The following is a 24,555-nucleotide window of genomic DNA, read 5'->3' on the forward strand; positions in this document are numbered from 1 at the left end:
GTCAAAGGTTTTATTGTCACCATGACAATCTGGACACCCAAGCTTCCCGAAGACGGCCCGCGCTACCGACGCATCGCCGACGCCATGGCCGAGGCCATCACCCGGGGCGAGTTGGCACAGGGAGAGCGACTGCCGCCTCAGCGCCGTCTCGCCGACAAGCTCGGCGTGACCATTGGCACCATCACCCGGGCCTACGCCGAGGCCCAGCGTCAGGGCTGGGTCGAGTCACGAGTCGGCAGTGGCACCTATGTCCGACACAGGGAGGCGGAGTCGACGGCCACGTTCCGCGCCGGCCAGCCAGTCGAGAACGGTGTCGTCGATATGAGCATGAGTCTGCCTCCTCCCCATCCGCTGCGCCCGCAAGGGCTACGCGACACCCTGCTTGCCCTGGCCGACGATCCAGCGAGCCTGCAACGCGCCGTGGACTACCAGCCGGAATACGGCCTGGAAAACCATCGCCGACAGCTAGCCGAGTGGCTCGGCCGCCTGGGCATGTCGGCCGAGCCCGAATCGCTGGTCATCACCCAGGGTGGCCAGCATGGCCTGACACTTGCCCTCCAGGCTCTGACGCGCCCGGGCGAACTGGTCGCCGCCGATGCCCTCACCTATCCCGGCTTCATCGGCGCAGCCCGACAGGCGCATCTCAAGCTGCTGGGTGTGCCTCTGGATGAGCACGGCATGGATATCGAGGCCCTGGGCCGGCTGTGCGCCCGCCAGCCGCCACGGCTGGTCTACACCACACCGGAGCAGAACAACCCGACCGGGGCCTGCCTCACCGAGGCGCGTCGGGAACGACTGGTCGCCCTGGCCCGCGAGCACGATTTCTGGCTGATCGAGGACAACGTCCAGTATCTACCCGAGGCCGACCGAGGCACGCCGTTGATCGAACTGGCCCCGGAGAGAACCCTGCGCATTTTCAGTACCTCCAAGGTGCTGGCCGGCGGTCTGCGAATCGGCACCCTGGAGCTTCCCGAAGCGCTGCTGGGGCGAATCGGTAGTGCCCTGCGCGCCCAGACCTGGATGGTGCCGCCGCTGATGGTGGAGACGACCTGCCGCTGGATCGCCAGCGACGCCAGCCGCCGCTTGCTCAACTGGCAGACCCAAGAGCTCGAGGCCCGTCAGCGCCTGGCCCGGGAGCGACTGGCGGATTACCCGACCAGCGGCCGCGAGCGCTCCTCCAATCTCTGGGTGACCCTGCCCACCGGCCGGCGGGGCAGCGAAGTCCAGGAACTGCTCACCCAACGCGGAGTGCGCGTCTCGACACCGGAGCCCTTCTGCGTCGGCAGCGAACCGGCCCCCCAGGCCCTGCGCCTGTGCCTGGGCCCCCCGGCAAGCCGGGAAGAGCTCGACCGGGGGCTCCGCATCATCCTTGAGACGTTGGCGGAGCCGCCCTGCTCTCCCTGGCACACCATGTGACGCGGCAGCCCACCTTCCCCCGGGCCTCTCACCCTGATTCAACGACGACGGTCGGCGCATGGACAGTGAGCCAGCGCCGCCGTGGTGGCATTCGGGCACGTCCGGCAGCCGGCTCAGTCCCCTGCGCTGCGTCACATCCCTCACTCGAGCCGGCTTGCTCAGACCCCGAATCCCCCCTACACATGAACTAAGCACCAGGCAGCGATAAGATCTCGGCCCCTTGCCGCAACCCCACGCATCGGTCGAAACAACGCCATTGGCACAGGGACGCATCTGACGTGGCAGGCGAACCGGAAACAAGGCGTGCAAACGACGCCGGGCGCCCCACCCAAGGTGCCCGGGGCATGCTGCGTTTTCTCGGTCTGGTGGTTCTCGGCGCATTGATCGGCGGCCTGGCGGCGCTCGCCGCCGTGGGCTTCGTCAGCGCGGTGCTCTGGCTCAACGATCTGCTGCTGATCTCGCCCCGCGGGCGCATGATGTTCGCCCACCCCGAGGCGCTTGCCATCGCCACCGTGCTGGTGCCCGCCCTCGGCGGCCTGGTGGTGGGACAACTGCACCGCGCTATCCGCGAGCGTCGCCCTCATACCCCTGCCGACGTGATTGCCGCCGTGCAGACACGACGCGGGCGCCTGCCGGCGCGAGCCGGCTTCCTGTCGGCAGTATCGGGGCTGGTGTCACTCGGCGCCGGCGCCTCCGTGGGCCAGTACGGGCCACTCGTCCACCTGGGGGCCACCCTGGGCTCGCTGGGCGCCAAGCTGCTCAAGCTGGGGCGCTCCGACGATAACGTGACCATCGCCTGCGGCGTCGCGGCGGCCATCGCCACGGCCTTTCATGCGCCGCTGGCCGGCATCGTCTTCGCCCACGAGGTGATCCTGCGCCACTATGCCCTGCGCGCCTTCGCCCCAGTGGCCGCCGCCGCCATCGTCGGGCACGTCATCGCCACCAATGTGCTGTCGCAAGGCGCGCTCTTTCATGTCGCCGACACCGCCGTACCCCAGCCTTGGGAATTCGCGGCGTTCATCGTCATCGGCGGGCTTGGCGCCCTGGTGGCCGGGGCCTACATGCATGCCATTCTCGCCGTCGGCCGCTGGGCCGCTCGACTGCCCGTGGTGCCCTCGCTGCGCCCCGCCCTGGCCGGTGCGGCCCTCGGCCTCGTCGCCCTCTGGGTACCGGACATCCTCGGCATGGGCCAGGAGACGCTGCGCTTCGCCACCATCGAGGGAGCCTTCGGTGGTTTCGAACTGGTCATCGTCCTGGTGCTCAAGCTCACCGCCACGGCACTGTGCATCGGCATGGGCTTCGGCGGCGGCGTGTTCAGCCCGGCGCTGGTGATCGGCACCCTGTTCGGCGCCTTGTGCGGCACCCTGATCGGCGATACCGGCCTGGCCGGCGACACCTTTGTCTTCTATGCCGTATGCGGCATGGTCGCGGTGACCGCCCCGGTGATCGGCGCCCCCCTGACCAGCCTGCTGATCGTCTTCGAACTTACCGGCAGTTATGTGCTGACCACCGCCGCCCTGGCCAGCGTGACCCTGGCCAGCCCCATCGCCGCGCAGCTGTTCGGTCGTTCACTGTTCGATATCCAGCTCGCCAACCGTGGCCTGGACCTCTCGGCGGGTCGCGGCCGCGCCTTGCTGCAAAGTGCCAGACTCAAGCACCTGCTGAGCCAGGACTGCGTGACGCTGAATCCCCGCGACAGCATCGATGACGCCGTGGCCTCCCTGGGGCACCACGGTCACGGCGAGGCCTATCTGGTCGACGACAAGGGTCGCTATCACGGCAGCGTGACGCTGGCCGACCTCGAAGTGATGCGCGGTCGCGGCCAAGGCCAACGCCGGGTGCGCGACTGCCCGCGCACCCCACGCCCGGTTCTGGGCCCGGAGGCCTCGGTGTGGAGCGCCATGCATCAACTTCAGGATGTCACCGGCGAGGCGATCGCCGTGGTCGACGACAAGGCCGACGATGCCTTTCTCGGCGTGGTCTACGAGTCGAGTATCGCCCGCGCCTACCTGCAATACAGCGAGGAACTGCGACGGGAGGAACATGGCACGGGTTGATCACGGTATGCGACGCGCCTGCATGGGAGCCTTGGTCGGCTTGACGATCATGCTCGCGCCTTCCACATACGGCGATGAGCCGGCAGCGGCAGCACTGACCGTGCTCAGTTGGGGCGGTGCCTACGAGCGTGCCCAGCAACGCGCCCTGTTCGATCCCTTCACCGAGGCCACGGGCACTCCGGTGGAGGTCGAGCAGTACGACGGCGGTATCGCCGAACTCCGCCGGGCCGTGGCCGAAGGCGACGTGGCCTGGGACTTGATCGACATGACCCGCAGCCAGGCCAAGGCCGCCTGTGCCGAGAACCTGCTCGACCCATTGCCCTCCGAATTGCTGGCTCCTGCACCGGACGGCACCCCGGCCGAACGCGATTTCATCGATGGTGCCCTGAACCGCTGCTCCATCACCCACTCGGTCTTCGCCACCGTCGTCGCCTATCGCCGCGATGCCTTCCCCGGTCGGCGCCCCACCTCGATCGCCGATCTCTTCGACCAGCAACGCTTCCCCGGCCCCCGCGCCCTGCAGCGCACTCCCGCGGTCAACCTGGAGTGGGCGCTGCTTTCCTACGGCGTTCCCAAGGAGGAAATCTATCGCTTGCTCAGTACCCGTCGCGGCCTATCGCTCGCCTTCGAGCGGATCGACAGCCTCGAGAATCTGCACTGGTGGAAAGCCGGCGATACCCCGGTACGGCTACTCGCGGAGAACGAGGTGGTCATGGCCTCGGGCTACAACGGGCGCTTCTTCGACGCCATGATCAACCGCGACCTACCCATCGAGATCCTCTGGGATGGCCAGGTCCAGGAGCACGAAACCTGGGCGGTGCCCCGCCATGCCGCCCATCCCGACATCGCCCGCGACTTCATCCGCTTCGCTACCTCCAGCGAACGCCAGGCTGCCCTGGCCCGGCTCATCCCCTACGGCCCCTCGCGTCACTCGGCGACCCTGCAGGTCACGACCCACCCCGACAGCGGCGTCGATATGCGCCTGCACATTCCCACCCACCCACTGAACACCGAACGCGCCATCACCAAGGACGACGACTGGTACGCCCGCAGCCATACCCGCATCAACGACTACTTCCAGGATGCCCTGCTTGATGACCGCGAGGACAGTGGGGACCGGTAAATCGGTGCCTTCCCCCCCACCTTCATACCATCGCCGCCTTACTCCTCTCTGCCGATCGGTACCTCGTCTTCGGATCGCCCTTTGTTGTCGTCCTCTCCTGGTGGCCCAAACCAGCCAAGCGACAGCCGCCTTGATCCATCATTATCTCGATGATATTTTGAACCTGCATTTTAATTTTATAGAACCATCGATCCCGGAGGCCGCATGGAGATTCGTCAGGCGATCCACAGCGAACACGCCAAGACTCTCGACACCCAAGGACTTCGTGACCAGTTCCTGATCGAGGAGCTGTTCGTCGATAATCAGCTCAAGCTGGTATACAGCCACATTGACCGCATCATCATTGGAGGCGCCCAACCCGTAGAGGAACCCGTGACCGTCCCCACAGCTCTGGGCAAACAGACCGGGACAGGCTTCTTCCTCGAACGCCGCGAACTCGGCACCATCAACATAGGCGGCCCGGGGAGCGTCGTCGTCGATGGCACTCGACATGAAATCGATACCCACGAAGGCCTCTATATCGGCAAGGGAAGCCGTGACATTCAGTTCGAAAGCCAGAACCCCGATAAACCGGCCGCTTTCTACATGACTTGCGCTCCTGCCCACCAGACACATCCAACCCGCAAGGTGACGCTGGAGGAAGCATCCCCCCAGACCCTGGGGGACACGGCAAACAGCAACCGTCGCACCATCTACAAGTACCTGGTACCGGATGTTCTGCCCACCTGCCAACTCCTGATGGGAATGACGCGACTCGAAGAAGGCAGCCTGTGGAACACCATGCCCTGCCATACCCATGAGCGACGCATGGAGGCCTACTTCTACTTCGACATGGCCGACGACAGCCTAGTCTTCCACATGATGGGGGAACCGCAGGAAACCCGACATCTGGTAGTGCGCAACCGCCAGGCTGTCCTTTCTCCAAGCTGGTCGCTGCATTCCGGCGTGGGCACCGGCAGCTACACTTTCATCTGGGCCATGGTCGGCGAGAACCAGACGTTCTCCGATATGGATCATGTCGCGATGTCGGATCTGCGCTGAGCCAGAGGAGGCCTATCCATGAGTCAGATGAGTCAGCTTTTCAACCTGAGCGGCAAGACCGCCATCGTCACCGGCTGCAATACCGGCCTGGGCCAGGGCATGGCGCTGGGCCTGGCAAGCGCGGGATGCAACATCGTGGCCGTGAACCGTCGCTCACCGGAAGAGACCCAGCGACGTGTTGAAGCAATGGGCGTGTCGCTCTTGCCCGTGGAGGCCGACCTGGCCAGCACGACGCCGATCGACGATATCCTCGCCCAGGCCGAGGAACACTTCGGTGGCGCCGACATCCTGGTCAACAATGCCGGCATCATCCGACGCTCGGATGCACTCGACTTCACGGAGAAGGACTGGGACGACGTCATGGACGTCAATCTCAAGAACCTGTTCTTCCTTTCCCAGGCTTTCGCCCGCTCCTGTATCGAAGGCCAGCGGCGCGGCAAGATCATCAACATCGCCTCGATGCTGTCCTTCCAAGGCGGTATCAGGGTCCCTTCGTACACAGCTTCGAAAAGCGGCGTCCTGGGATTGACTCGGCTGATGGCAAACGAGTGGGCGTCACACGGCATCAACGCAAACGCCATCGCCCCTGGGTACATGGCAACCAACAACACGGAGGCACTGCGAAACGATCCCGAGCGCAGCCGCGAGATCCTGGGTCGAATACCCGCTGGACGCTGGGGGGAACCCGAGGATCTGGCCGGTGCTGCGGTATTCTTGGCCTCGGATGCCTCGAACTATGTTCATGGCCATACACTTGCAGTAGATGGAGGATGGCTGGCCAGGTAGGGCCTGCATAAGAAAGGCCGGACGCAGCCGGTCGGCTGTGTCCGGCGGAACTCATGACGGCAATCTTCCATCAATTTGTTTGGGAATGGGCCTCGAAGGAATACTCATGGAACCCTTGACCTGCAGAAATACGCCTCCCGGCCTCATGCAACAAGCGTATATATTCGGCTCGTTTCTTTGCGTCATAGCGCACCACGGGGAATGACAAGCTCAAGGCCGCCACCGCGTGACCGAAGCGATCAAAGACCGGGACGGATAGGCAACGAACGCCAAGCTCGGCTTCTTCCCGATCTTCTGCAACACCTTCTTTCCGGATCTCTGGCAACTCACCCATGACTGCCTCTACGCTGGTCAAGGTGTGTTCGGTATGGGCTACGAAATCCACGGATTCCAGGACCTCCCTTGCCCGCTCCTGATCCATCCACGCTAGAAGAACCTTCCCCATTGCAGTGGAATACACCGGGTTGCGACGCCCGATACGTGACTGCATGCACAGGTTGTACTGAGAGCTGTACTTGTGGATGTACATGATCTGCCTTGGATCATCATCCAGAACCCCCAGGTGGATTGCCTCGTGGGTCTGCTCGGAAAGCTTGCGCATCTCCACATCGGCCAGGCGCGTCAAGTCGACATGTTGCAGTGCCGAAGAGCCCAGCTCGAAAAGCTTCAGGGTCAGGGCATATTTCTCCGACTCTTCCTCCTGACTGACATAGCCCAGCTCCTTCATCGTCTGCAGGAAGCGATAGGCGGTGCTCTTCGATGTAACAGCACGCTGGGAAAGCTCGGACAACCCGATCTCCCTTTGCTCGGCCAGCCCCTCGAGAATCCCGAACACCTTCATGACGGCGGCTACGTTATCGGGTTTTTGCGACGTGGCCATAGCTCCACACCTCGTTTCATAAAAATTGGAATGATGGTCTGAATTTAACGCAAAACGCCTCCTGTCGCCACCTGTCTGCTTGCATCACCCTGATCCATGGGGCCTTCGGTATCGACCAAAGTATTAAAGAAACGCCATTTCATTTTTATAGGAACATTGTTACTTTTTTAGTGGCCCATAGGATTGAAAAGAAAAACTCCTTCTCTTTCCGATACGTTGGACCGGTAAGAACAAGCCCTTATGGCCCGATCATGACAGTTCACAAAAAACCAACAATGGAGATGACATGCGAGCCACACACCAGTTGAGATGCTTCATCGGCACCGCCACTGCCTGCATGACGATGCTGATGGCAGGACAGTCTCTCGCTGCCGAAGATATCCTGACGATGAAGCTGGAACATACCACTAATAGCCATGCCCTAACCCTGCCCAAGGTGGCTGTCACCCGAGTCTTTGATGACACCTCCTCCCTGACCCTTGAGAAATCCTGGTACTGGCAGGAAGGTGTCCACGAGAATGGCTGGCCAAAACACGATGAAGGATTTGTCAACTACGCCTTTCCTTCCTATGGTCTGGGCGAAGATAACAGGTGGTCCTTGACACCACAGTTAGGTGCAAAATTTCGCTCGAATGTGACTCGTGCCTTGGCGGCGATCAAAGTAGGGTATCAAGGAAATGGCTGGAGCCTTTCCGGGCGTTATCGTTACGAACAAGAAACGACTCATAAAACAGCCAAAGAAGGCACGGCCGGAAGGATAGATCTATATGCCAGTTATGATATCAACGATGACTGGATGCTCCTATACAACCCCCATTACCACTTCAAGCATGAAGACGACTCACCTGATTTTGGCACCGGGGATCGTGATTATCTTGAGCAGGAATTTCTTGTTTTTCACAAGCTCGATGCCAAAAACACGCTCTTCGGCGGTTATATTCAACGGGACAAGAATAGCGACCAGGCATCAATGGATCCCGGCCAGCGCAACAGTTCCTGGCTGATTGGCTATCAGCACAAATTCTAACCATTTCAGGCATGGGAAAGTTTTCCCATGCCATAATCGATCGAATTTAGAGAGCAAGATGACTCATCAAACCTGACAGATCAACACAACATCATTAGCCAGGAGAGAAAGCATGCAAAAAGTACGCACAGCAATTGATCGAAGCATCCAGTTCGTTTGTTGCTTTCTATTCATGGTGATGGTGGTAACAGCCAGCTGGCAGGTGATCAGTCGTTATATCCTCAACAGTCCCAGCACAATATCAGAAGCTTTTCTTCGCTGTTCCTTGATATGGCTTTCCATGCTCGCCATCGCTTATGTTGCGGGCCAACGAGAGCATGTCAGCTTGACACTATTCACCGACAAGCTGACCGGATCCTGGAAAATGGCTTCCGACCTTTTAACCGAACTACTTTTTATTGTTTTTTCCATCTTTATCATGATACATGGCGGCTTTCATGCCGCATCCAACACGATGTCACAACTATATCCCATGCTGAACATTCCGAAAGGCTTTATTTATCTATCTCTACCTGTGTCCGGCTGCATAATCGTTGCATATAGCATTATCAACTGCTTGAGAATATTCCAAAACTCACAGACGATCAGGAGTCAACAATCATGATACTGGACGCAGGCCTTGTTCTCGTCTTGTCTTTCCTTGGGCTTCTTGTCATTGGAGCGCCAATTGGAATCTGCATCGTAGCTTCTTCGGCTATAACGATACTCCTGGAGCTTCCAGCAGATATTGCCATTTTCACAACGGCTCAAAAAATGGCATCAAGCCTTGATAGCTTCACACTGCTGGCCGTGCCTTTCTTCATATTTTCCGGGGTTCTCATGAACAACGGGGGTATCGCCCTTCGCCTGGTCAATTTCGCTAAACTATTCAGTGCCAAAATTCCTGGGTCGTTGGCACACACAAACATTGTGGGCAACATGATGTTTGGAGCGATTTCAGGGTCGGCGATTGCCGCCTCGACCTCCATCGGGGGAGTCATGGTCCCCATGAGCGAGAAGGAAGGTTATAGCCGACCATTCTCGGCATCCGCCAATATCGCCTCTGCCCCTACGGGAATGCTGATCCCTCCGACAACCTCTTTTATTCTCTATGCATTGGCCAGTGGTGGAACATCAATATCTGCTCTGTTTGCCGGTGGCCTCGTAGCTGGCTGCCTATGGGGAGCAGGATGTATTCTGGTCGCTCTGATCGTTGCCAAGTACAGGAACTACACAGTCAAGTTGGACTTGCGCGATAACTCCATCAAGACCGTCATTTTTCAGGCGCTCCCCAGTCTTTTTCTTATTGCCATCATCGTCGGTGGTATCGTATTTGGCATCTTTACGGCTGTCGAGGCATCTGCCATTGCTGTTATCTACACTATATTCTTGACCGTCATCGTCTATCGAACCATTAATCTACGCTCCTTCATCGTTTCATTGATCAAAGCAACCGAGACGACTGGCGTGATCATGTTCCTTCTCGCGGCCTCTTCTGCCATGTCGTTCGCCATGTCCATCACAGGATTGCCCACGGCAATCAGCTCCGCCATTCTAGGGTTTTCCGATAATCCAGCTACCGTATTGCTAATCATCACGGCCTTGCTTCTTATCATCGGATGCTTCATGGATATTGGCCCTGCCATCTTGATCTTCACGCCGATCCTCCTTCCCATTACATCGGCGATTGATATTGATCCAATACATTTCGGAATTATCATGGTATTCAACTTGTGCATCGGAACTATCACTCCTCCTGTGGGAACTGGACTTTTCATTGGTGCCGGCATCGCCAAGGAAAAGGTCGAAAACTTGCTTATTCCTCTTTTACCTTTCTACCTTGTCATTCTTTCAGTCCTGCTACTCATCACTTTCATCCCGGGAATCACATTATTCCTTCCTGTCATGATGGGACTCTAGTTTAAAAACCCGAAAAGGCGACAATCACATGAAGACATTCAACGTCAAGCACAGCCAACTTCTGAGGCAAGCAGAGCGCTTCATCTCCAAGAATGAAGTCACTGAATTGATCAGAAAGACTATCGATAACCTGGTCAATATACAGGATGAAACTGGTGAATTTCTGCTTCATCTGGATGATGGTCGAACCATAGACACAAAAGGATGGGCTGGTTGGGAATGGACCCACGGCATCGGTCTGTATGGTATCTACAAGTACTATGAACAAACCGATGACAACGAGGCATTGGCCATCATCGACTCCTGGTTCCATGATCGCTTTGCCGAACGGTTGGCAACCAAGAACGTCAATACGGTATGTCCCTTTCTCACACTCGCTTACCGCTACGAGGAGACAGGTCGCAAGGAGTGGTTACCGTATCTGCAGGCCTGGGCGGATTGGGTCATGCACGATATGCCCCGTACCGACAAGGGCGGACTGCAGCATGTCGTCTACAACAGCGAGAATCATCAACAACTTTGGGACGACACCTTGATGATGAGCGTGCTGCCGTTGGCCAAGATCGGGCAACTCCTTAACAGGCCAGACTATGTGGAAGAGGCGAAATACCAGTTCCTGGTACACGTCCAGTATCTCATGGATAGGGAAACAGGCGCCTGGTTTCATGGCTGGACGTTCGAAGGCAACCATAATTTCGCCAGGGCACTCTGGGCGCGTGGCAATAGCTGGTTGACAATCGTCATTCCCGAATTTCTCGAGCTTCTCGATCTTCCTCCCAACGACCCTATTCGACGTTTTCTCATCCAGGTTCTGGAGTCCCAGGTCGAGGCACTGGCCAAGTGGCAATCGGAATCAGGATTGTGGCATACGCTGCTTGACGACCCATCCTCTTACCTGGAGGCATCAGCAACAGCCGGCTTCGCTTATGGCATGCTCAAAGCCGTCAGAATGCGCTATCTCGACGCCTCCTACTACGACATCGCCGAGAAGGCTATCAAGAGCATCATTCACCACATCACCCCTGATGGAGAGTTAGAGAAAGTCTCTTTCGGAACCGCTATGGGAGATGATCTTGACTATTACCGAACGATCCCCCTGACATCCATGCCCTATGGCCAGGCCATGGCAATCCTGTGCCTCTCAGAATACTTGAGGACATATTTATAACGTTCACCTGGCCCGTTGGGCCTCGAACTCACCAACAAGTTCAAGAAAGGAGCCGTCATGACTAAATCAGCTCATACAAAGGCATTTTTGGCCGCCACGCTTACCGCCCTCTCACTTGGAGTATCAGTGGTTCATGCCGAAAACAACGTTAACATCAAACTCGCATATGCCCAAAACTCTCAACCTGTAAAGGATGCGCTATCCAAGTTCGGCTCACTCGTCGAAGAAAAATCAGGAGGCTCAATAAGCGTCACCTACTTCCCCGATAGCCAACTAGGTGGAGAAAGCGAACTCGTCGAGCTTCTGCAGACCGGTGCAATCGATATGACCAAGGTATCCGGCGGACTTATGGGAAGCTTTTCACCACTCTACAGCGTCTTCTCCATGCCTTATTTATTCGATGGAGAGAAGCACTTTCATGATGTAATGAATAACCCTGACATCATGGATGACGTATACCAGTCGACAAAGGGCCAAGGATTCGTGGGTGTTGGCTGGTATGACTCGGGACAACGAAATTTTTACACAACAGATGAACCAATCAACGAAGTCTCTGACCTGGAAGGTAAAAAAATCAGGGTCATGCAGAGCGAAAAGGCCGTCAACACCATGAAGCTACTTGGGGCTTCGCCCGTCGTGATGTCCCAGGAGGAAGTGTACACCGCACTACAACAAGGTATTCTTGATGGTGCGGAAAACAATGAATTCGCATTGACTACAGCACGCCATGGGGAGGTGGTCAACTACTATACCCTCGATGGCCACACTCGAATCCCCGACATCATCCTTTTCAACAATAACACGCTTTCCAGCTTGACGGAGCCACAGCGTGAAGCCGTCATGTCGGCTATCGATGAATCGACTCAATTTCAGCTTGAGCAGTGGTCTCAATCCGTCGAGGAAGCGAGGAAAAGCATCAAGAATGACTTTAACGTCGAGATCAATGCAGTGAATATTTCACCTTTCCAGGATGCTGTACAACCGATATATGACGACCTAAAGAGCCATCCAGAACAATATTCACTTTACCAAAAGATAAAAAACACCAGCAGCAACCAGTGATTTTTCCCTAGAGATATTGCCAAAATGCCTGGCAATATCTCTTCAACAACACACAAAACATCGACGTGAAGAAAATGAGCACAACCTTGAACATAGGAATCAGGGCACACGACCTGCCCAAGCAGCCCATGGAAGGCCTGATAGAGGATATCGCTCGCCGAGGACTTGGATCAGTACAGTTAGCACTGAACAAGTCTTTCGACCTTGACATAAAGCCTGGGACATTAAATCCAGGCATGGCCTACTTGATTGGATCAGCATTCCGGCGCCACGATATTCAAATTGCGGTTCTTGGCTGCTACGCCAACATAATTCATCCGGATCCCGAAGAGCGGCACTCTGCATTATCGAGATTCAAAGAGCACATCCGGTTTTCTAGAGACTTTGGATGCGGAATCGTTGGGACTGAAACCGGCAATGTCAACCCAGACATCATATACACTCAAGAAAACTTTCATGAGAAGCCCTTCCAGGATGTTTTATCAAGTGTAAGAGAGCTGGTTGAGGAGGCCGAAAAATTCGGTGTCATCGTAGGTATCGAACCGGGTGTCAATCATCCCATATACTCCCCCAAGACCATGAAGCGCTTGCTTGATGAGGTGCAGTCCAACAACCTTCAGGTGATATTCGATCCGGTCAACCTCATGACTGCGGAGAATCACGGGCGACAGCATGAAATATTGAGTGAAGCCTTCTCATTGTGGGGAGACCGCATAGCGGTCATCCACGCCAAGGACTTCATCATATCGGAAGGACGCTTGGTTCCCGCTCCCGTGGGGAAAGGACTGATGGACTATGAGTTCATCATTCAGCAGCTTAGTCCTCACATCAATATCATTCTGGATGAAACAAGCCCCGAGCATATCGAGGATGCCATTCATTTCCTGAAATCCTGTGAATCAACTCATTAAAATCTAACGCGTCCTGACATCACCTGCACTGGAGCGGGCCAAGGACAGGGCATACCTATCCCTGTCGTATGGTTTCCCCTATCCTGCGGCGGATATCAGTGCAACCAAGGGAAAGCCATCATGTGGGACCAGCAAGAGATTCGCCTCGCGCCGCGTTCGCGGGGCTTTCACTTGATCACCGACGAGGTCATCGAGGCTGTTCCCCGAATAGCGAGCTTGCAGGTTGGTCTGCTGCACCTGCAGCTACTGCATACCTCGGCCTCGCTGACTCTCAACGAGAACGCCGACCCCGATGTGCGCCACGACATGGATGCCTTACTGCGCGACCGAATACCGGGAGATCTTCCCTATTTCCGCCATACGCTGGAAGGGCCGGACGATATGCCCGCCCATGTCGCGGCGAGCCTGTTCGGTACTCAACTGACCCTGGCCGTGCGTGACGGTCGCCTGGCACTCGGTACCTGGCAAGGTGTCTGGTTCGGCGAACATCGCGACCATGGCGGGCCTCGGCACCTGATCGCCACCCTCAACGGGGAGTGCAATGCCAGGCATCGTCACGGGTACCATTGGCGCTCCGGCGACCGCGGCTAGGCGACCTCATCGCGAAGCGGTAAAATAGGCGACTTTGTATCGGCAGACGTTTCAGGGTGAAGCCTCGACATGCCGATCCCTACATTGCTCACGGCCTGCCCCGGCGCGGGTCGCGCGCAACGCTAAAGAGCCCGCTCGTGAAACTGCTCGACATTCCCTTCGATGATCGCCGACGCCGTTATCTGGTCTTTCGCCCGTGGGACCTGCCGGATCGCCTGCGACTGGCCAGTACCTCCACTACCGCAGCTTTCGAGGCCATGGGCAGCAGTCGCTTTTATGTGTCGCAAGACCAGCGCATTCTGGCCAAGGTAGTGCCGGATAAATTCAGCAAGAGGCAGCGTCCGCTGAAGTGGCTGTTCCACGACTACCTCGAGAAACGCTGGTTAATGCAGTCCGACGCCCGCAAGGAGTTCCTCAGCCTGCGCATCCTGCAGCGCGCTGGCCTGCGCGTTCCCAATTGCCATGGTTGGGGCGTATCCTTCAACCCCGCCAACCGGACTCCCTCACTGCTGTTGATGGAGCAACTCCGCGATGCCCGCACGGGGGGTGAGGTCTTCGATGCCCTTGATGAGACGGGCCGCCAGCGCTTTCTCGAAACCTTCTGCCGTGAGGTGGTGCAGCTTGCCCATGCCGGCTACGTGCATCGCGACCTGCACTTCAACAACCTCCTTGTGGACGACCAGGGGCGTTTGATCTGGCTCGATGCCCATGTCCGCCCCCTGCCACGACGCGCCAGCGACCACTGGCCCGCCATTCGCGACTCCCTGACCGCCGGCAAGCTGCGTGGCGAAGCCTACCGAGCCCTCGCCGAGCGTCGTATCGCCGAGCTCTGGGCCGGCAAGCCGACCAAGTAAACCGCCAGGATTGAATCGCGCCACCATGCACGTCTTTCACTAATCATCCCAGTCCTTCGGCGTCCAGGTAATACCGTTGTCATTAGTGGCATTCCATTCCAGCACGGCATTGGGGTGAGAATTGTTCGAGCCTGAGTCGTTATTGCCCGAGGTGTTCTCGATGGTGCCGGTCTCACTATTACCGTTACAGCCCCAGCCCACGTCTTCACAGGGATCCTCCAGTCCCTCGGCAATATTCACCGAGACGCGCAATTTCGCCGCACTCAGCTCCGACAGCGCGGCGCTGTGCTCTGCGCGCTCGGTATAGTCCTGGTAACGCGGTACCGCGACCGCCGCCAGTATCCCGATGATCGCCACCACGATGAGCAGTTCGATCAGAGTAAAACCTGCCTGATGCGCTGACACGGTCGTCATCGCTCCGTCTTTCTGCCCTTCTTGCGTCCTTTCCCTCGCCCTTTCTTGAGTACTCTCGACCCTTTCCATGGTCCACCTCCCTGATTGGCTGGACATTCTGCTCAGGAGACTCCGGGCTTGCTGCTCCCATCAAGCCACGTCTGCCGCTCCTGTCTTGACGGTAGGTAGCGGGCCCGAAGCCAACAAGGACGATTCTCTGGCTTTTCGGCGTCGTCATCTCGCATGGCGGAGTCGGTGAATTCGTCGCCACGACACGGCAGAAAGCGTCGGGCCACGAACACACTAACTGACTAGACTCGGCGATATTCCCGGCCGTATCGCGAGATGTCATGAGCGACTATCCAGCGTGTGACGACATGGACCGGAATCCCGGTCGCCCTACCAATGACCTTGGAGACCTGGCCCGTCGGCTGGTCGAAGACAGCCTGCTCGATGCCCGGGAAGCCCGGCGACTGGAGCAACAGGCCCGACAGAGCGGATGCTCGCTACTGGCGCTCGCCGTCGATGCCAAGGCCGTGTCGGCGCGGCAAGCCGCCGAGGCAGCCGCCAGGGAATATGGGCTGGACATCGTCGATCTGGATACCCTGGAATTCAACGAACTGCCACCCGTCGCGGACTATCCAGAAGCCCTGTTGCGTCGACTCGGCGTACTGCCCCTGCGTCGCCATGGCGGGCGTCTCACCGTCGCCGTGAGTCAACCCGCGACACTCGCCGAGCTCGATGAACTACGCTTCGCCACCGGCCTGACGCCCGAGGGCGTCCTGGCCCCCAGGGATCAGCTCGCGGCCTGGCTGGAACGCTACCTCAGCTCCACGAGCGGTACCCTTGAGGCAATGGCTCGCATGGAGTCGATACCCGGAGCACCGGGCACGAGCCACGAGGAGGAGATCTCGACATCCAGCGCGGCGCACGCCGATGCGCCTCTGGTGGCCTTTATCGACGGTGTCCTTCAGGACGCCATCCGGCACGGCGCCTCTGACATCCACTTCGAACCCTATGCAGCTCACTTTCGCATTCGCCTGCGGATCGACGGCATCCTGCATGACGTCGCGCATCCTCCCTTCGCGATGCGTTCGCGCATTGCCGCCCGCCTCAAGGTGATGGCGCGCCTGGATATCTCGGAACGTCGCCTTCCCCAGGATGGCGCCATCAAGTGGCGCCACTTCGAAGGTCCCGGTGTCGATTTCCGCGTCAACACCATGCCCACCGTGCATGGCGAAAAAATCGTCCTACGCTTGCTCGACTCGGCCTCGGCGCAGTGGAACATCACTCAACTGGGCCTCTCCACGGCACAACGGCAGCTCTACGAAAGCGCCCTGTCCTCCCCCCAGGGAATGATCCTGGTCACCGGTCCCACCGGCAGCGGCAAGACGGTGACGCTGTATAGCGGGCTGGGACGGCTCAACGACGCCAACCGCAACATCTGTACCGCTGAGGACCCGGTCGAGATCAAGCTGGAAGGCATCAACCAGGTCAATGTCCAGCCACGCATCGGCCTGGATTTCGCCAGCACCCTGCGCGCCTTTCTGCGACAGGACCCCGACGTGGTGATGGTCGGCGAGATTCGTGACCAGGAAACCGCGGACATCGCCATCAAGGCATCCCAGACCGGCCACCTGGTGCTTTCCACGCTGCATACCAATTCCGCGGCGCAGACGCTGACACGCTTGGTCGACATGGGCATCGCGCCCTTCAATATCGCCGATTCGGTGAGCCTGATCATCGCCCAGCGCCTGGCGCGTCGACTCTGCGAGCGCTGCAAGCGGCCCACGCGACTGGAGCATCAGGCCCTGCTGGATCTCGGCATCGACGCACGAATGGCCAGTCGCGCCGATCTCCACGATCCCGTCGGTTGCGGCTATTGCACGCAGGGATTCAAGGGACGCATCGGCCTCTACGAAGTCGTGCCGATCGACGCGGCAATGCGCGAACGCATCCTGCATCGCGGCACCGCCACCGAACTGGAAGAGCAGGCACGCCGCAGTGGCCATCCAAGCTTATGGCGCGACGGGATCGACAAGGCCATGCAGGGAGTGACCAGTCTCGGCGAAGTGAGTCGCGTGACCGGCAATCATTGAGACAAGGCGACACGGAGGCGCCGATGCCCCATTCCCATCGCGGCAATGACACCAGGCCGCGCCGTTGGCGCTGGGCAGGACGCAATGCCGAGGGACGGCGCGTTTCCGGCGAGACCGTCGCCACACGGCGCGAAGACGTCGTCCGAGGTCTCGCCGAGCAACGCATTCTCGTCCGACGCATCCAGCAAAAGCGGGGCTTCGGCGCGAGCGTAGGTCGTATCGGCGCTCGTGACATCACGCTCTTCGCACGCCAGATGGCCACCCTGCTGCGCGCCGGTATTCCGGTGCTGCAAGGCCTGAGAGTTGTCGCCAAGGGGGTCGAAAAGCCTGCCATGCGGCTTCTGGTCGAAGCGCTGAGCAAGGAGGTGACCGAAGGCGCCAGCGTGGCGGAGGCCCTGGGCCGTCATCCCCGGCACTTCGGGGGGCTCTTCGTTCATCTAGTGGCGGCCGGCGAGCAGTCCGGTACCTTGGAGCGCATGCTCGATCGCGTGGCCACCCACAAGGAAAAGGTCGAACGGCTTCAGGGGCGTGTCCGCAAAGCACTCTGGTACCCGGCCGTTGTCCTCGTCACCGGCGTGGCGGTCGCCGCTCTGCTGCTGATCAAGGTCGTGCCGCGCTTCGAGGGGCTGTTCCGGGATTTCGGTGCCGAACTGCCGGCACTGACGCGCTTGACGCTATCGCTGTCCCAAGCCGTGCAGCACTACTGGGGCTGGGGACTTGCCCTCGCGATCGGTCTGCCTCTGCTGGTGCATGCCGGGCAACGGCGCTCCGTGGCTTTCGCCGGCCACCTGCATGCACTGGCCCTGCGCTTGCCGGTACTCGGCGATATCCTCGACAAGTCCTGCGTGGCCCGCTATTGCCGGACGCTGGCAACGACCCTCGGCGCTGGCGTGCCCCTGGTGGAAGGGCTGGAAAGTGCCGCCGGCGCCACCGGGAATCACGCCTTCAGCACTGCCATCGGTCACATTCGACGCGACGTGCTCGACGGCCAGCCACTGCATGTCGCCATGCAGCATTCGCGGCATTTTCCAGCGCTGACGACTCAGATGGTCGCCATCGGCGAGGAATCAGGCACCCTGGATCAGATGCTCGAGCGTATCGCCGACCATTACGAGCAAGAGGTCGATGACCGCGTCGATGTCCTGACCACACTGCTTGAACCCGCCGTCATCGTGATTCTCGGCGTGATGGTCGGCGGACTGGTGGTGGCCATGTATCTGCCCATCTTCGCGCTCGGAGGCGCCATCTAACATCCAGGTAGTGCGTTCAAGCATCGCCCGTTCGATGCAGCCAGACGGGCGTTCCGGGTACCGCCCTGGCGAAGACCTTCAGCAGGTCCGGATCACGCAGGCGAATGCAACCATGCGAGGCGGGCACTCCCATCGGCTGGTCGTCGGGGGTTCCGTGCAGATAGATATAACGCCGCTGGGAATCGACCTCGCCGCCCCGATTGCGCCCCTTCTCGAGCCCGCACAACCACAGGATGCGCGTAAGGATCCAGTCCCGCTCGGGATTGGCGGCGGCCAGCTCGGCATCGAACACCTCGCCGGTCGGTCGACGACCGCGGTAGACGGTGCCGCAAGGGCGGCCCTCACCGATGGCGGCACGCACATAGTGCCAGCCCAGCGGGGTGCGCCCACTACCCTTTTCCTCGCCGGTGCCCGCTGCTCCAGTGGAAATCTCGCAGGACCAGCACGCATCGCGGCCCTCGCGAATCACCAGCCGTTGGCGCGTCACGTCGATCTCGATCCAGGTGCCATCCTCCGGGGGCAAGGCCGTCAGATGGGGGGGCTGCATCAACTCGCTTCCTGCTGCGCCGGCGGCTCTGGCAACGGGGCCTGCATCGCCGAGACCACCACGGGGCGCAGGCGCCGTACCAGGTCCCGCACCGAGACATGCTCATGATAATCCTGCTCGGCGATATCGCGCAGCGCATCCAGCCCCGAGAGCGTAAAGATCACCGTGCCGAGCACGAAGTGCAGGCGCCAGAAGCGTTCGGCATCGGGCAGCTCCGGCGTCGCTCGCCGCACCAGTTCGGTGAAGCGCATGAAGACACTGCCGTACTCCTCCTGGATATAGCGACGCAGATGGCCCTGGGCCTGGCTGTAGGCCAGCCCCAGCAGGCGCATGAATACTTTCAGACTATTGCGTTCCGCCGGTACCTCGAGCACGGTGCGTGCCATGGTCTCGAGCAGTTCTTCGAGCGGAATCTCGCTGCCATCCTGGCGATGCCGCGCTTCCAGCTCGTCCAGAGCGGCATGGAATCGCGTGGTGAAAGGATCCAGATAGCGCGCGAAGACGGCCTGGATCAACGCCTTCTTGGAGCCAAAGTGGTAATTCACCGCAGCCAGATTGACCTTGGCCTTGCTAGTGATGTTGCGCAACGACGTCTCGGCGAACCCACGCTCGGCGAACAGCACTTCGGCGGTATCCAGAATGCGCGTGACAGTATCGGGCTGGGCCATGAATCGGGTCCAAAGTTGGAAACAATTGTTTGAATATGGCCTGAGTGTACGACAGGCCAGGCACTGCCTCAATGTCACTAATTATGAACCGTTTGAAACGTCGCCTCACAATGGGACGTTGTCGCGACATTCGATGCGCTTTTACTGTTCGATGCACTTTTACTGGATGGATCACCATGCTGTATACTTGACCAATAGCATGGCGGTCGGATCTGACGCTGTCCGAATCCTGGCTGCGCTCGCCGGCTTTCCGGACAGAGCCCCGGCCTACCGATCCGTCCCTTGAACAGGTTCTCGACCTGGAGGTCGCATGACACGCCCCCTCACGCCCCGTCAGCAGAACGTCTTCGATTTCATCGTCAAGACCATGAACGAGCTGGGCTATCCCCCGACCCGGGCCGAAATCTCTCGCGCGCTCGGCTTTCGCTCACCCAACGCCGCCGAGGAACATTTGCGGGCCCTCGAACGCAAGGGGGTCATCCGAGTGATCCGCGGCACGTCGCGGGGCATTCGTTTACCGGCCCAGGAGGCCGAACCCCAGACCGCCGGCGACACGCCTTCGGACGCCGCCTCCTCCCAGGGGCTGCCCATCATCGGCGAAGTCGCGGCCGGTAGCCCAATCCTCGCCACCGAGCACATCGATCGCTACTGTCCCTTGCCCCCCGAATATTTCACGCCTCGGGCCGATTACCTGCTGCGGGTGCGCGGCCTGTCCATGCAGAACATCGGCATTCTCGAAGGCGACCTGCTGGCCGTGCATCGCACTGATCGTATCCGCGATGGGCAGATCGTGGTGGCACGGCTCGAGGACGAGGTCACCGTCAAACGCTTCCACCGCCAGGGCCATCAGGTCGTACTGGAAGCCGAGAATCCCGATTTCGCCCCTATCGAGGTCGACCTGCGCCATCAGGAACTGGAAATCGAGGGTATCGGCGTGGGCGTCATTCGCGGGGGCAATGGCCAGGCCCTGGCCTGATGCCTGCGGAGAGCGGAGACGGCCGTGCGCAAGATACTGCATGCCGACTGCGACTGCTTCTATGCCGCCGTCGAGATGCGCGACAATCCTGAGCTGCGTGACATTCCACTGGCCATCGGTGGAACACGAGAGCAGCGCGGCGTGATCGCCACTTGCAACTACCCCGCCCGAGCCTATGGCATCCACTCGGCCATGCCCACCGCCCGGGCACTGCGTCTCTGTCCCCACCTGACCCTCCTGCCCGGCAATTTCGACAAATACCGGGCGGTATCCCGACAGCTTCAGGACATTTTTCACGAATTGACGCCACTGATTGAACCCCTGTCGCTCGACGAAGCTTTTTTGGATGTCACCGATGTCGAGGATTTCCAGGGCAGCGCGACCTGGATGGCTCAGTGGCTCAAGCAAGAATGCCTGACCCGTACGGGAATCACCGTCTCGGTGGGCGTTGCCCCGGCGAAGTTTCTGGCCAAGATTGCCAGCGACTGGGAGAAACCCGACGGGCTCACGGTGATTACTCCAGAGCAGGTCGACACCTTCGTTGCCGCACTGCCGGTGCACAAGCTGCACGGCGTCGGTCCCGCCACCGCGGCACGACTGGAGTCCTTGGGAATCGCCACCTGCTCCGACCTGAGGCGCCTGCCCTTCGAGCGCCTAGCCGACGAATTCGGCAAGTTCGGACGCCGCCTCTTCGAGCTCGCGCGAGGCATCGACGAGCGTCCGGTGCGTACCGAGCGCGAGCGCAAGTCGGTCAGCGTCGAGACAACCTTCGAGCAGGATCTACCCGACCTCTCCAGCGCCCAGCAGGCATTGGTGCCGCTATGCGAGCGCCTGACGGAGCGGCTCGCCCGGCACGGTCAGCCACCCCTTGCCGGCCTGTTCGTCAAGGTACGCTTTGATGACTTCAGTCTTACCACTCTGGAGAGTCGCGGCCTTCCCGTCGCTCCCGAGAGCTTCTCGCAGCTGCTCGAACAGGCCTGGTCACGCGCCCACCGGCCCGTGAGGCTACTCGGCGTCGGCGCGCGCCTGATACCCGAAGAAGCCCGCCAGCAGCTACCTCTCCCGCTATAACCCATCCTGTCTCAAGCAAAGACCACCGTCTTGTTACCATGCCGCAAGACACGATCCTCCAGGTGCCAACGCACGCCTCGCGCCAGTACCGCCTTCTCGACATCGCGGCCGAAACGCACCAGGTCGTCGGGCGTATGGCAATGGCTGACCCGATGAATGTCCTGCTCGATGATCGGGCCGGCATCCAATTCTTCGGTCACGTAATGACAAGTGGCACCGATCAGCTTCACTCCCCGCCGATACGCCTGGTGATAAGGCTTGGCACCAGCGAAGGACGGCAAAAAGCTGTGGTGGATATTGAGCACGCGACCGGCATAGCGCTGACAGATTCCCGGCGGGAGAATCTGCATGTAGCGCGCCAGCACCACGCAATCGGCGTCCGCCGACTCGACCAGCCGCTCGATTTCGGCGAACGCCGCTGCCTTGTCTTCGGCCGGCACCGGCACATGGTGATAAGGAATCTCGTGCCACTCCACCAGGCTGCGCAGGTCGTCATGATTGGAAATCACCGCCGCAATATCGCAGTCGAGTTCACCGGCAGTCCAACGGTAAAGTAGATCCACCAGGCAGTGGCTTTCCCGAGACACCATCAGCACCACGCGACGACGCTGCCGGGTATCGGTGAGCGCCCATTGCATATCGAATTCTCGGGCAATCGGTTCGAAGGCCTCGCGCAGGGCCTCCGGCGCCATACCGACGGTATCCGCCAGGATTTCGTAGCGCATGAAGAAGCGCCCGGATTCGAGATCGGAATGCTGGCTGGCCTCGGTGATGGAACCGCCATGGCCGGTGATGAAACTGGAAACACGGGCCACGATTCCTAGACGGTCGGGGCAGGAAATCACTAAACGATAGTAATGTGACATCGCGAAAGCATTCCATTGGGATAACAGCGTGAGATAACAACCAAGGGCGGCATTGTAACGAAACACCGCTAACACCACACGGTGCGAAGCGGCGCATTGTGAGGCATGGTGGCGATCCCGTATAGTGGACACCACACTTATTGCCCAGCCCCTCTCGATGCTCCAGCCTCGCGTTCAGATCCGCTCCCGCCGCCGTGCACCACTCCATATTCTCCCGTTGGGCGGCTGCGGCGAGATCGGGATGAACCTCACGCTCTATGAACACCGTGACCGCTGGATCGCCGTGGACTGCGGCATGATGATTCGCCAGGATCTGCCAGGCGGCCCCCTGCAAGTGCCCGACCTTTCGCCTCTCGAGGCCCTTGGCGTCACTCCCGAGGCCCTGGTCATCACCCATGGCCACGAAGACCACATCGGCGCCGCCGCCTGGTTATGGCCGCAATGGGGCTGCCCGATCCATGCCACGCCCCTCGCCGCTGGACTGCTGCGCAGCAAGTTCGCGGAACGCGGCCTGCGCACCGACGCCATCCACGTCATCGAGCCCGGGGAAGCGATCGAGATCGGCCACTTCGCGCTGCGCTTCCTGCCCCTGACGCACTCGATACCGGAAAGCTGCGCTCTGCTGATACAGGCCGGAGAGCGTCGAATCCTGCACACTGGCGACTGGAAGCTCGACCCCGCACCATTGCTCGGCGCGCCCATCGATGCCGATATCTACCGTGCGATCGCGCCGGTCGATCTGGTGGTCGGCGATTCCACCTGCGCCCCGGAACCGGGGCACTCACGCAGCGAAAGCGAAGTGGCGGATGCCCTGGAAGAAGCCATCGGCGCCCTCAGCGGTCGCGTGGTGGTCAGTTGCTTTGCCAGCAACCTCGATCGGGTATTGGCGATCGGCCGGGCGGCCGAGCGTTGCGGACGACGGGTGAGCCTGATGGGGCGCTCCATGGAACGCATGGTGCGGATCGCCCAGGGCCTCGGCTATCTGGAGGACTTTCCCGCCCTGGTTCCAGTACACGATCTGGGCTACCTGCCCGCCGAAGAAGTGCTGGTGATCGCCACCGGCAGCCAGGGCGAGCCCCGCGCCGCCCTGTCACGCCTAGCGGCAGGACGTCATCCACATTTCGAACTGGTGGAGGGCGACAGCGTCATCTTCTCGGCCCGAGCCATTCCCGGTAACGAGCGAATCATCGAGCGCCTGAAACACGCCTTGCGGCTGACCGGTGTCACGCTACTCGACGACACTCGCCAGCCGGCGCTGCATGCATCGGGGCATCCCTCTCAAGATGAACTGCGCACCTTCTATGACTGGATTGCCCCGAGCCATCTGCTACCGGTACATGGTGAGGCCCGTCATCAGCAGGCCCACCAGGCACTCGCCCGCGAGATGTCGATCGAAGCGCCGCTGACACCACGCAATGGCGACTTTATGCGACTGGACGACCAGGGTCTTCAACTCCAGCAACATTACCGGCTGACGCCACGCATCATCGATCAGGACAAGATCGCGCCGGTCGCAGGAGCGGGAGGCGAATCCGACACACGCCATGGCCAGTTGTTCCTGGCCATTTCCGTGGCCGTTACCGAACAGGGGTGGGAACGCATCGGTCGTCTCATGCTGGACGACAGCCACACCAGCCCCCTTGACGAAACGGAACTAGCCGACCGAATCGATGAGCGCCTGGACGATACCCAGGCAGATTCTCTGGCGGAATTGCGTGAATCCCTTTACCCGGATGTGATGGCCTGGCTATCCGACCATCTCCACCGCGTACCTGACGTGCACCTGCAGATCTTCGCTGTGGAAACTCAGACCGCGGTAGCAAAGTAGCGTACATATGCTCATCAAATAGTCGCGATAAATATTTATCGG

Annotated in this window: 23 protein-coding genes; 18 read left to right on the top strand and 5 right to left on the bottom strand. The window is 59.8% G+C overall.

What is annotated here, in order from left to right; genetic code table 11:
- Nucleotides 1-21: 21 nt before the first annotated feature.
- The 5 genes from FZZ93_RS14680 to kduD all read left to right on the top strand — a co-directional run bounded on the left by FZZ93_RS14680 (nt 22) and on the right by kduD (nt 6,423).
- Complete coding sequence (locus FZZ93_RS14680) at nt 22-1,416, top strand: aminotransferase-like domain-containing protein (protein WP_149323060.1); 1,395 nt, start codon at nt 22-24, stop codon at nt 1,414-1,416.
- A 344-nt stretch (nt 1,417-1,760) separates the two neighbouring features.
- Entirely contained in the window at nt 1,761-3,473 is a 1,713-nt protein-coding gene (locus tag FZZ93_RS14685; RefSeq protein ID WP_149323061.1) for a chloride channel protein, read from the top strand.
- Nucleotides 3,460-4,596, top strand: coding sequence for an extracellular solute-binding protein (locus FZZ93_RS14690; protein ID WP_246146231.1), 1,137 nt, complete (start codon nt 3,460-3,462; stop codon nt 4,594-4,596). Before FZZ93_RS14685 ends, FZZ93_RS14690 begins: the two co-directional genes overlap by 14 nt.
- A gap of 204 nt (nt 4,597-4,800) precedes the next feature.
- Nucleotides 4,801-5,637 carry a 5-dehydro-4-deoxy-D-glucuronate isomerase gene (kduI, locus tag FZZ93_RS14695; protein WP_149323062.1) on the top strand — a complete coding sequence of 279 codons (837 nt, stop codon included), beginning with the start codon at nt 4,801-4,803 and terminating at the stop codon, nt 5,635-5,637.
- Nucleotides 5,638-5,664: 27 nt separating this feature from the next.
- Nucleotides 5,665-6,423, top strand: coding sequence for a 2-dehydro-3-deoxy-D-gluconate 5-dehydrogenase KduD (gene kduD / locus FZZ93_RS14700; RefSeq protein WP_149323104.1), 759 nt, complete (start codon nt 5,665-5,667; stop codon nt 6,421-6,423).
- Nucleotides 6,424-6,493: 70 nt separating this feature from the next.
- Here the strand turns inward: kduD and kdgR are convergent, their stop codons facing one another.
- Nucleotides 6,494-7,303 carry a DNA-binding transcriptional regulator KdgR gene (gene kdgR, locus FZZ93_RS14705; protein WP_149323063.1) on the bottom strand — a complete coding sequence of 270 codons (810 nt, stop codon included), beginning with the start codon at nt 7,301-7,303 and terminating at the stop codon, nt 6,494-6,496.
- Between the two features lie 286 nt (nt 7,304-7,589).
- Between kdgR and FZZ93_RS14710 the strand changes: the two genes are divergently transcribed.
- The 8 genes from FZZ93_RS14710 to FZZ93_RS14745 all read left to right on the top strand — a co-directional run bounded on the left by FZZ93_RS14710 (nt 7,590) and on the right by FZZ93_RS14745 (nt 14,815).
- Nucleotides 7,590-8,330 (top strand): oligogalacturonate-specific porin KdgM family protein, encoded by a 741-nt coding sequence (locus tag FZZ93_RS14710; protein WP_149323064.1) that lies wholly within the window; start codon nt 7,590-7,592, stop codon nt 8,328-8,330.
- A gap of 112 nt (nt 8,331-8,442) precedes the next feature.
- Entirely contained in the window at nt 8,443-8,934 is a 492-nt protein-coding gene (locus FZZ93_RS14715) for a TRAP transporter small permease (RefSeq protein WP_149323065.1), read from the top strand.
- Nucleotides 8,931-10,229, top strand: coding sequence for a TRAP transporter large permease (locus FZZ93_RS14720; RefSeq protein ID WP_149323066.1), 1,299 nt, complete (start codon nt 8,931-8,933; stop codon nt 10,227-10,229). Before FZZ93_RS14715 ends, FZZ93_RS14720 begins: the two co-directional genes overlap by 4 nt.
- 28 nt (nt 10,230-10,257) lie before the next feature.
- The gene (gene bglB, locus FZZ93_RS14725) at nt 10,258-11,397 is read left to right on the top strand and encodes a beta-galactosidase BglB (protein ID WP_149323067.1); all 1,140 of its coding nucleotides are present in this window, start codon (nt 10,258-10,260) and stop codon (nt 11,395-11,397) included.
- A 57-nt stretch (nt 11,398-11,454) separates the two neighbouring features.
- Nucleotides 11,455-12,459 (top strand): TRAP transporter substrate-binding protein, encoded by a 1,005-nt coding sequence (locus FZZ93_RS14730; RefSeq protein WP_149323068.1) that lies wholly within the window; start codon nt 11,455-11,457, stop codon nt 12,457-12,459.
- 74 nt (nt 12,460-12,533) lie between these two features.
- Nucleotides 12,534-13,370 (top strand): sugar phosphate isomerase/epimerase family protein, encoded by an 837-nt coding sequence (locus tag FZZ93_RS14735; RefSeq protein ID WP_187774544.1) that lies wholly within the window; start codon nt 12,534-12,536, stop codon nt 13,368-13,370.
- A 120-nt stretch (nt 13,371-13,490) separates the two neighbouring features.
- Nucleotides 13,491-13,961, top strand: coding sequence for a secondary thiamine-phosphate synthase enzyme YjbQ (locus FZZ93_RS14740; protein ID WP_149323069.1), 471 nt, complete (start codon nt 13,491-13,493; stop codon nt 13,959-13,961).
- Nucleotides 13,962-14,098: 137 nt separating this feature from the next.
- Nucleotides 14,099-14,815, top strand: a complete 717-nt coding sequence (locus FZZ93_RS14745) for a lipopolysaccharide kinase InaA family protein (RefSeq protein WP_149323070.1) — start codon at nt 14,099-14,101, stop codon at nt 14,813-14,815.
- 39 nt (nt 14,816-14,854) lie between these two features.
- Here FZZ93_RS14745 and FZZ93_RS18635 read toward each other — a convergent pair whose 3' ends face one another.
- A complete protein-coding gene (locus FZZ93_RS18635) occupies nt 14,855-15,229 on the bottom strand; it encodes a pilin (protein WP_149323071.1) in 375 nt (124 codons plus the stop codon).
- A 329-nt stretch (nt 15,230-15,558) separates the two neighbouring features.
- On the opposite strand from FZZ93_RS18635, the gene pilB reads away from it, so the two are divergent.
- On the top strand, nt 15,559-17,307 hold the full coding sequence (pilB, locus tag FZZ93_RS14755) for a type IV-A pilus assembly ATPase PilB (protein WP_246146232.1): 1,749 nt from the start codon (nt 15,559-15,561) through the stop codon (nt 17,305-17,307).
- Between the two features lie 23 nt (nt 17,308-17,330).
- Nucleotides 17,331-18,557, top strand: coding sequence for a type II secretion system F family protein (locus tag FZZ93_RS14760; RefSeq protein WP_149323072.1), 1,227 nt, complete (start codon nt 17,331-17,333; stop codon nt 18,555-18,557).
- A 16-nt stretch (nt 18,558-18,573) separates the two neighbouring features.
- Here the strand turns inward: FZZ93_RS14760 and FZZ93_RS14765 are convergent, their stop codons facing one another.
- Nucleotides 18,574-19,104 carry a L,D-transpeptidase gene (locus FZZ93_RS14765; RefSeq protein WP_149323073.1) on the bottom strand — a complete coding sequence of 177 codons (531 nt, stop codon included), beginning with the start codon at nt 19,102-19,104 and terminating at the stop codon, nt 18,574-18,576.
- A complete protein-coding gene (locus FZZ93_RS14770) occupies nt 19,104-19,772 on the bottom strand; it encodes a TetR/AcrR family transcriptional regulator (protein ID WP_149323074.1) in 669 nt (222 codons plus the stop codon). Before FZZ93_RS14770 ends, FZZ93_RS14765 begins: the two co-directional genes overlap by 1 nt.
- A 310-nt stretch (nt 19,773-20,082) precedes the next feature.
- On the opposite strand from FZZ93_RS14770, the gene lexA reads away from it, so the two are divergent.
- Both lexA and dinB read left to right on the top strand, forming a co-directional pair.
- Nucleotides 20,083-20,748 carry a transcriptional repressor LexA gene (gene lexA / locus FZZ93_RS14775; protein ID WP_149323075.1) on the top strand — a complete coding sequence of 222 codons (666 nt, stop codon included), beginning with the start codon at nt 20,083-20,085 and terminating at the stop codon, nt 20,746-20,748.
- Nucleotides 20,749-20,772: 24 nt separating this feature from the next.
- Nucleotides 20,773-21,819 carry a DNA polymerase IV gene (gene dinB / locus FZZ93_RS14780; RefSeq protein ID WP_149323076.1) on the top strand — a complete coding sequence of 349 codons (1,047 nt, stop codon included), beginning with the start codon at nt 20,773-20,775 and terminating at the stop codon, nt 21,817-21,819.
- A gap of 11 nt (nt 21,820-21,830) precedes the next feature.
- On the opposite strand, the gene purU is transcribed toward dinB, so the two are convergent.
- Nucleotides 21,831-22,685, bottom strand: a complete 855-nt coding sequence (gene purU, locus FZZ93_RS14785) for a formyltetrahydrofolate deformylase (RefSeq protein ID WP_149323077.1) — start codon at nt 22,683-22,685, stop codon at nt 21,831-21,833.
- A gap of 241 nt (nt 22,686-22,926) precedes the next feature.
- Between purU and FZZ93_RS14790 the strand changes: the two genes are divergently transcribed.
- Nucleotides 22,927-24,513: a ribonuclease J gene (locus FZZ93_RS14790; protein WP_149323078.1), complete on the top strand. Its 1,587-nt coding sequence runs from the start codon at nt 22,927-22,929 to the stop codon at nt 24,511-24,513.
- Nucleotides 24,514-24,555 lie beyond the last annotated feature (42 nt).

The organism is Halomonas eurihalina, assembly GCF_008274785.1.
GTDB lineage: Bacteria > Pseudomonadota > Gammaproteobacteria > Pseudomonadales > Halomonadaceae > Halomonas > Halomonas eurihalina.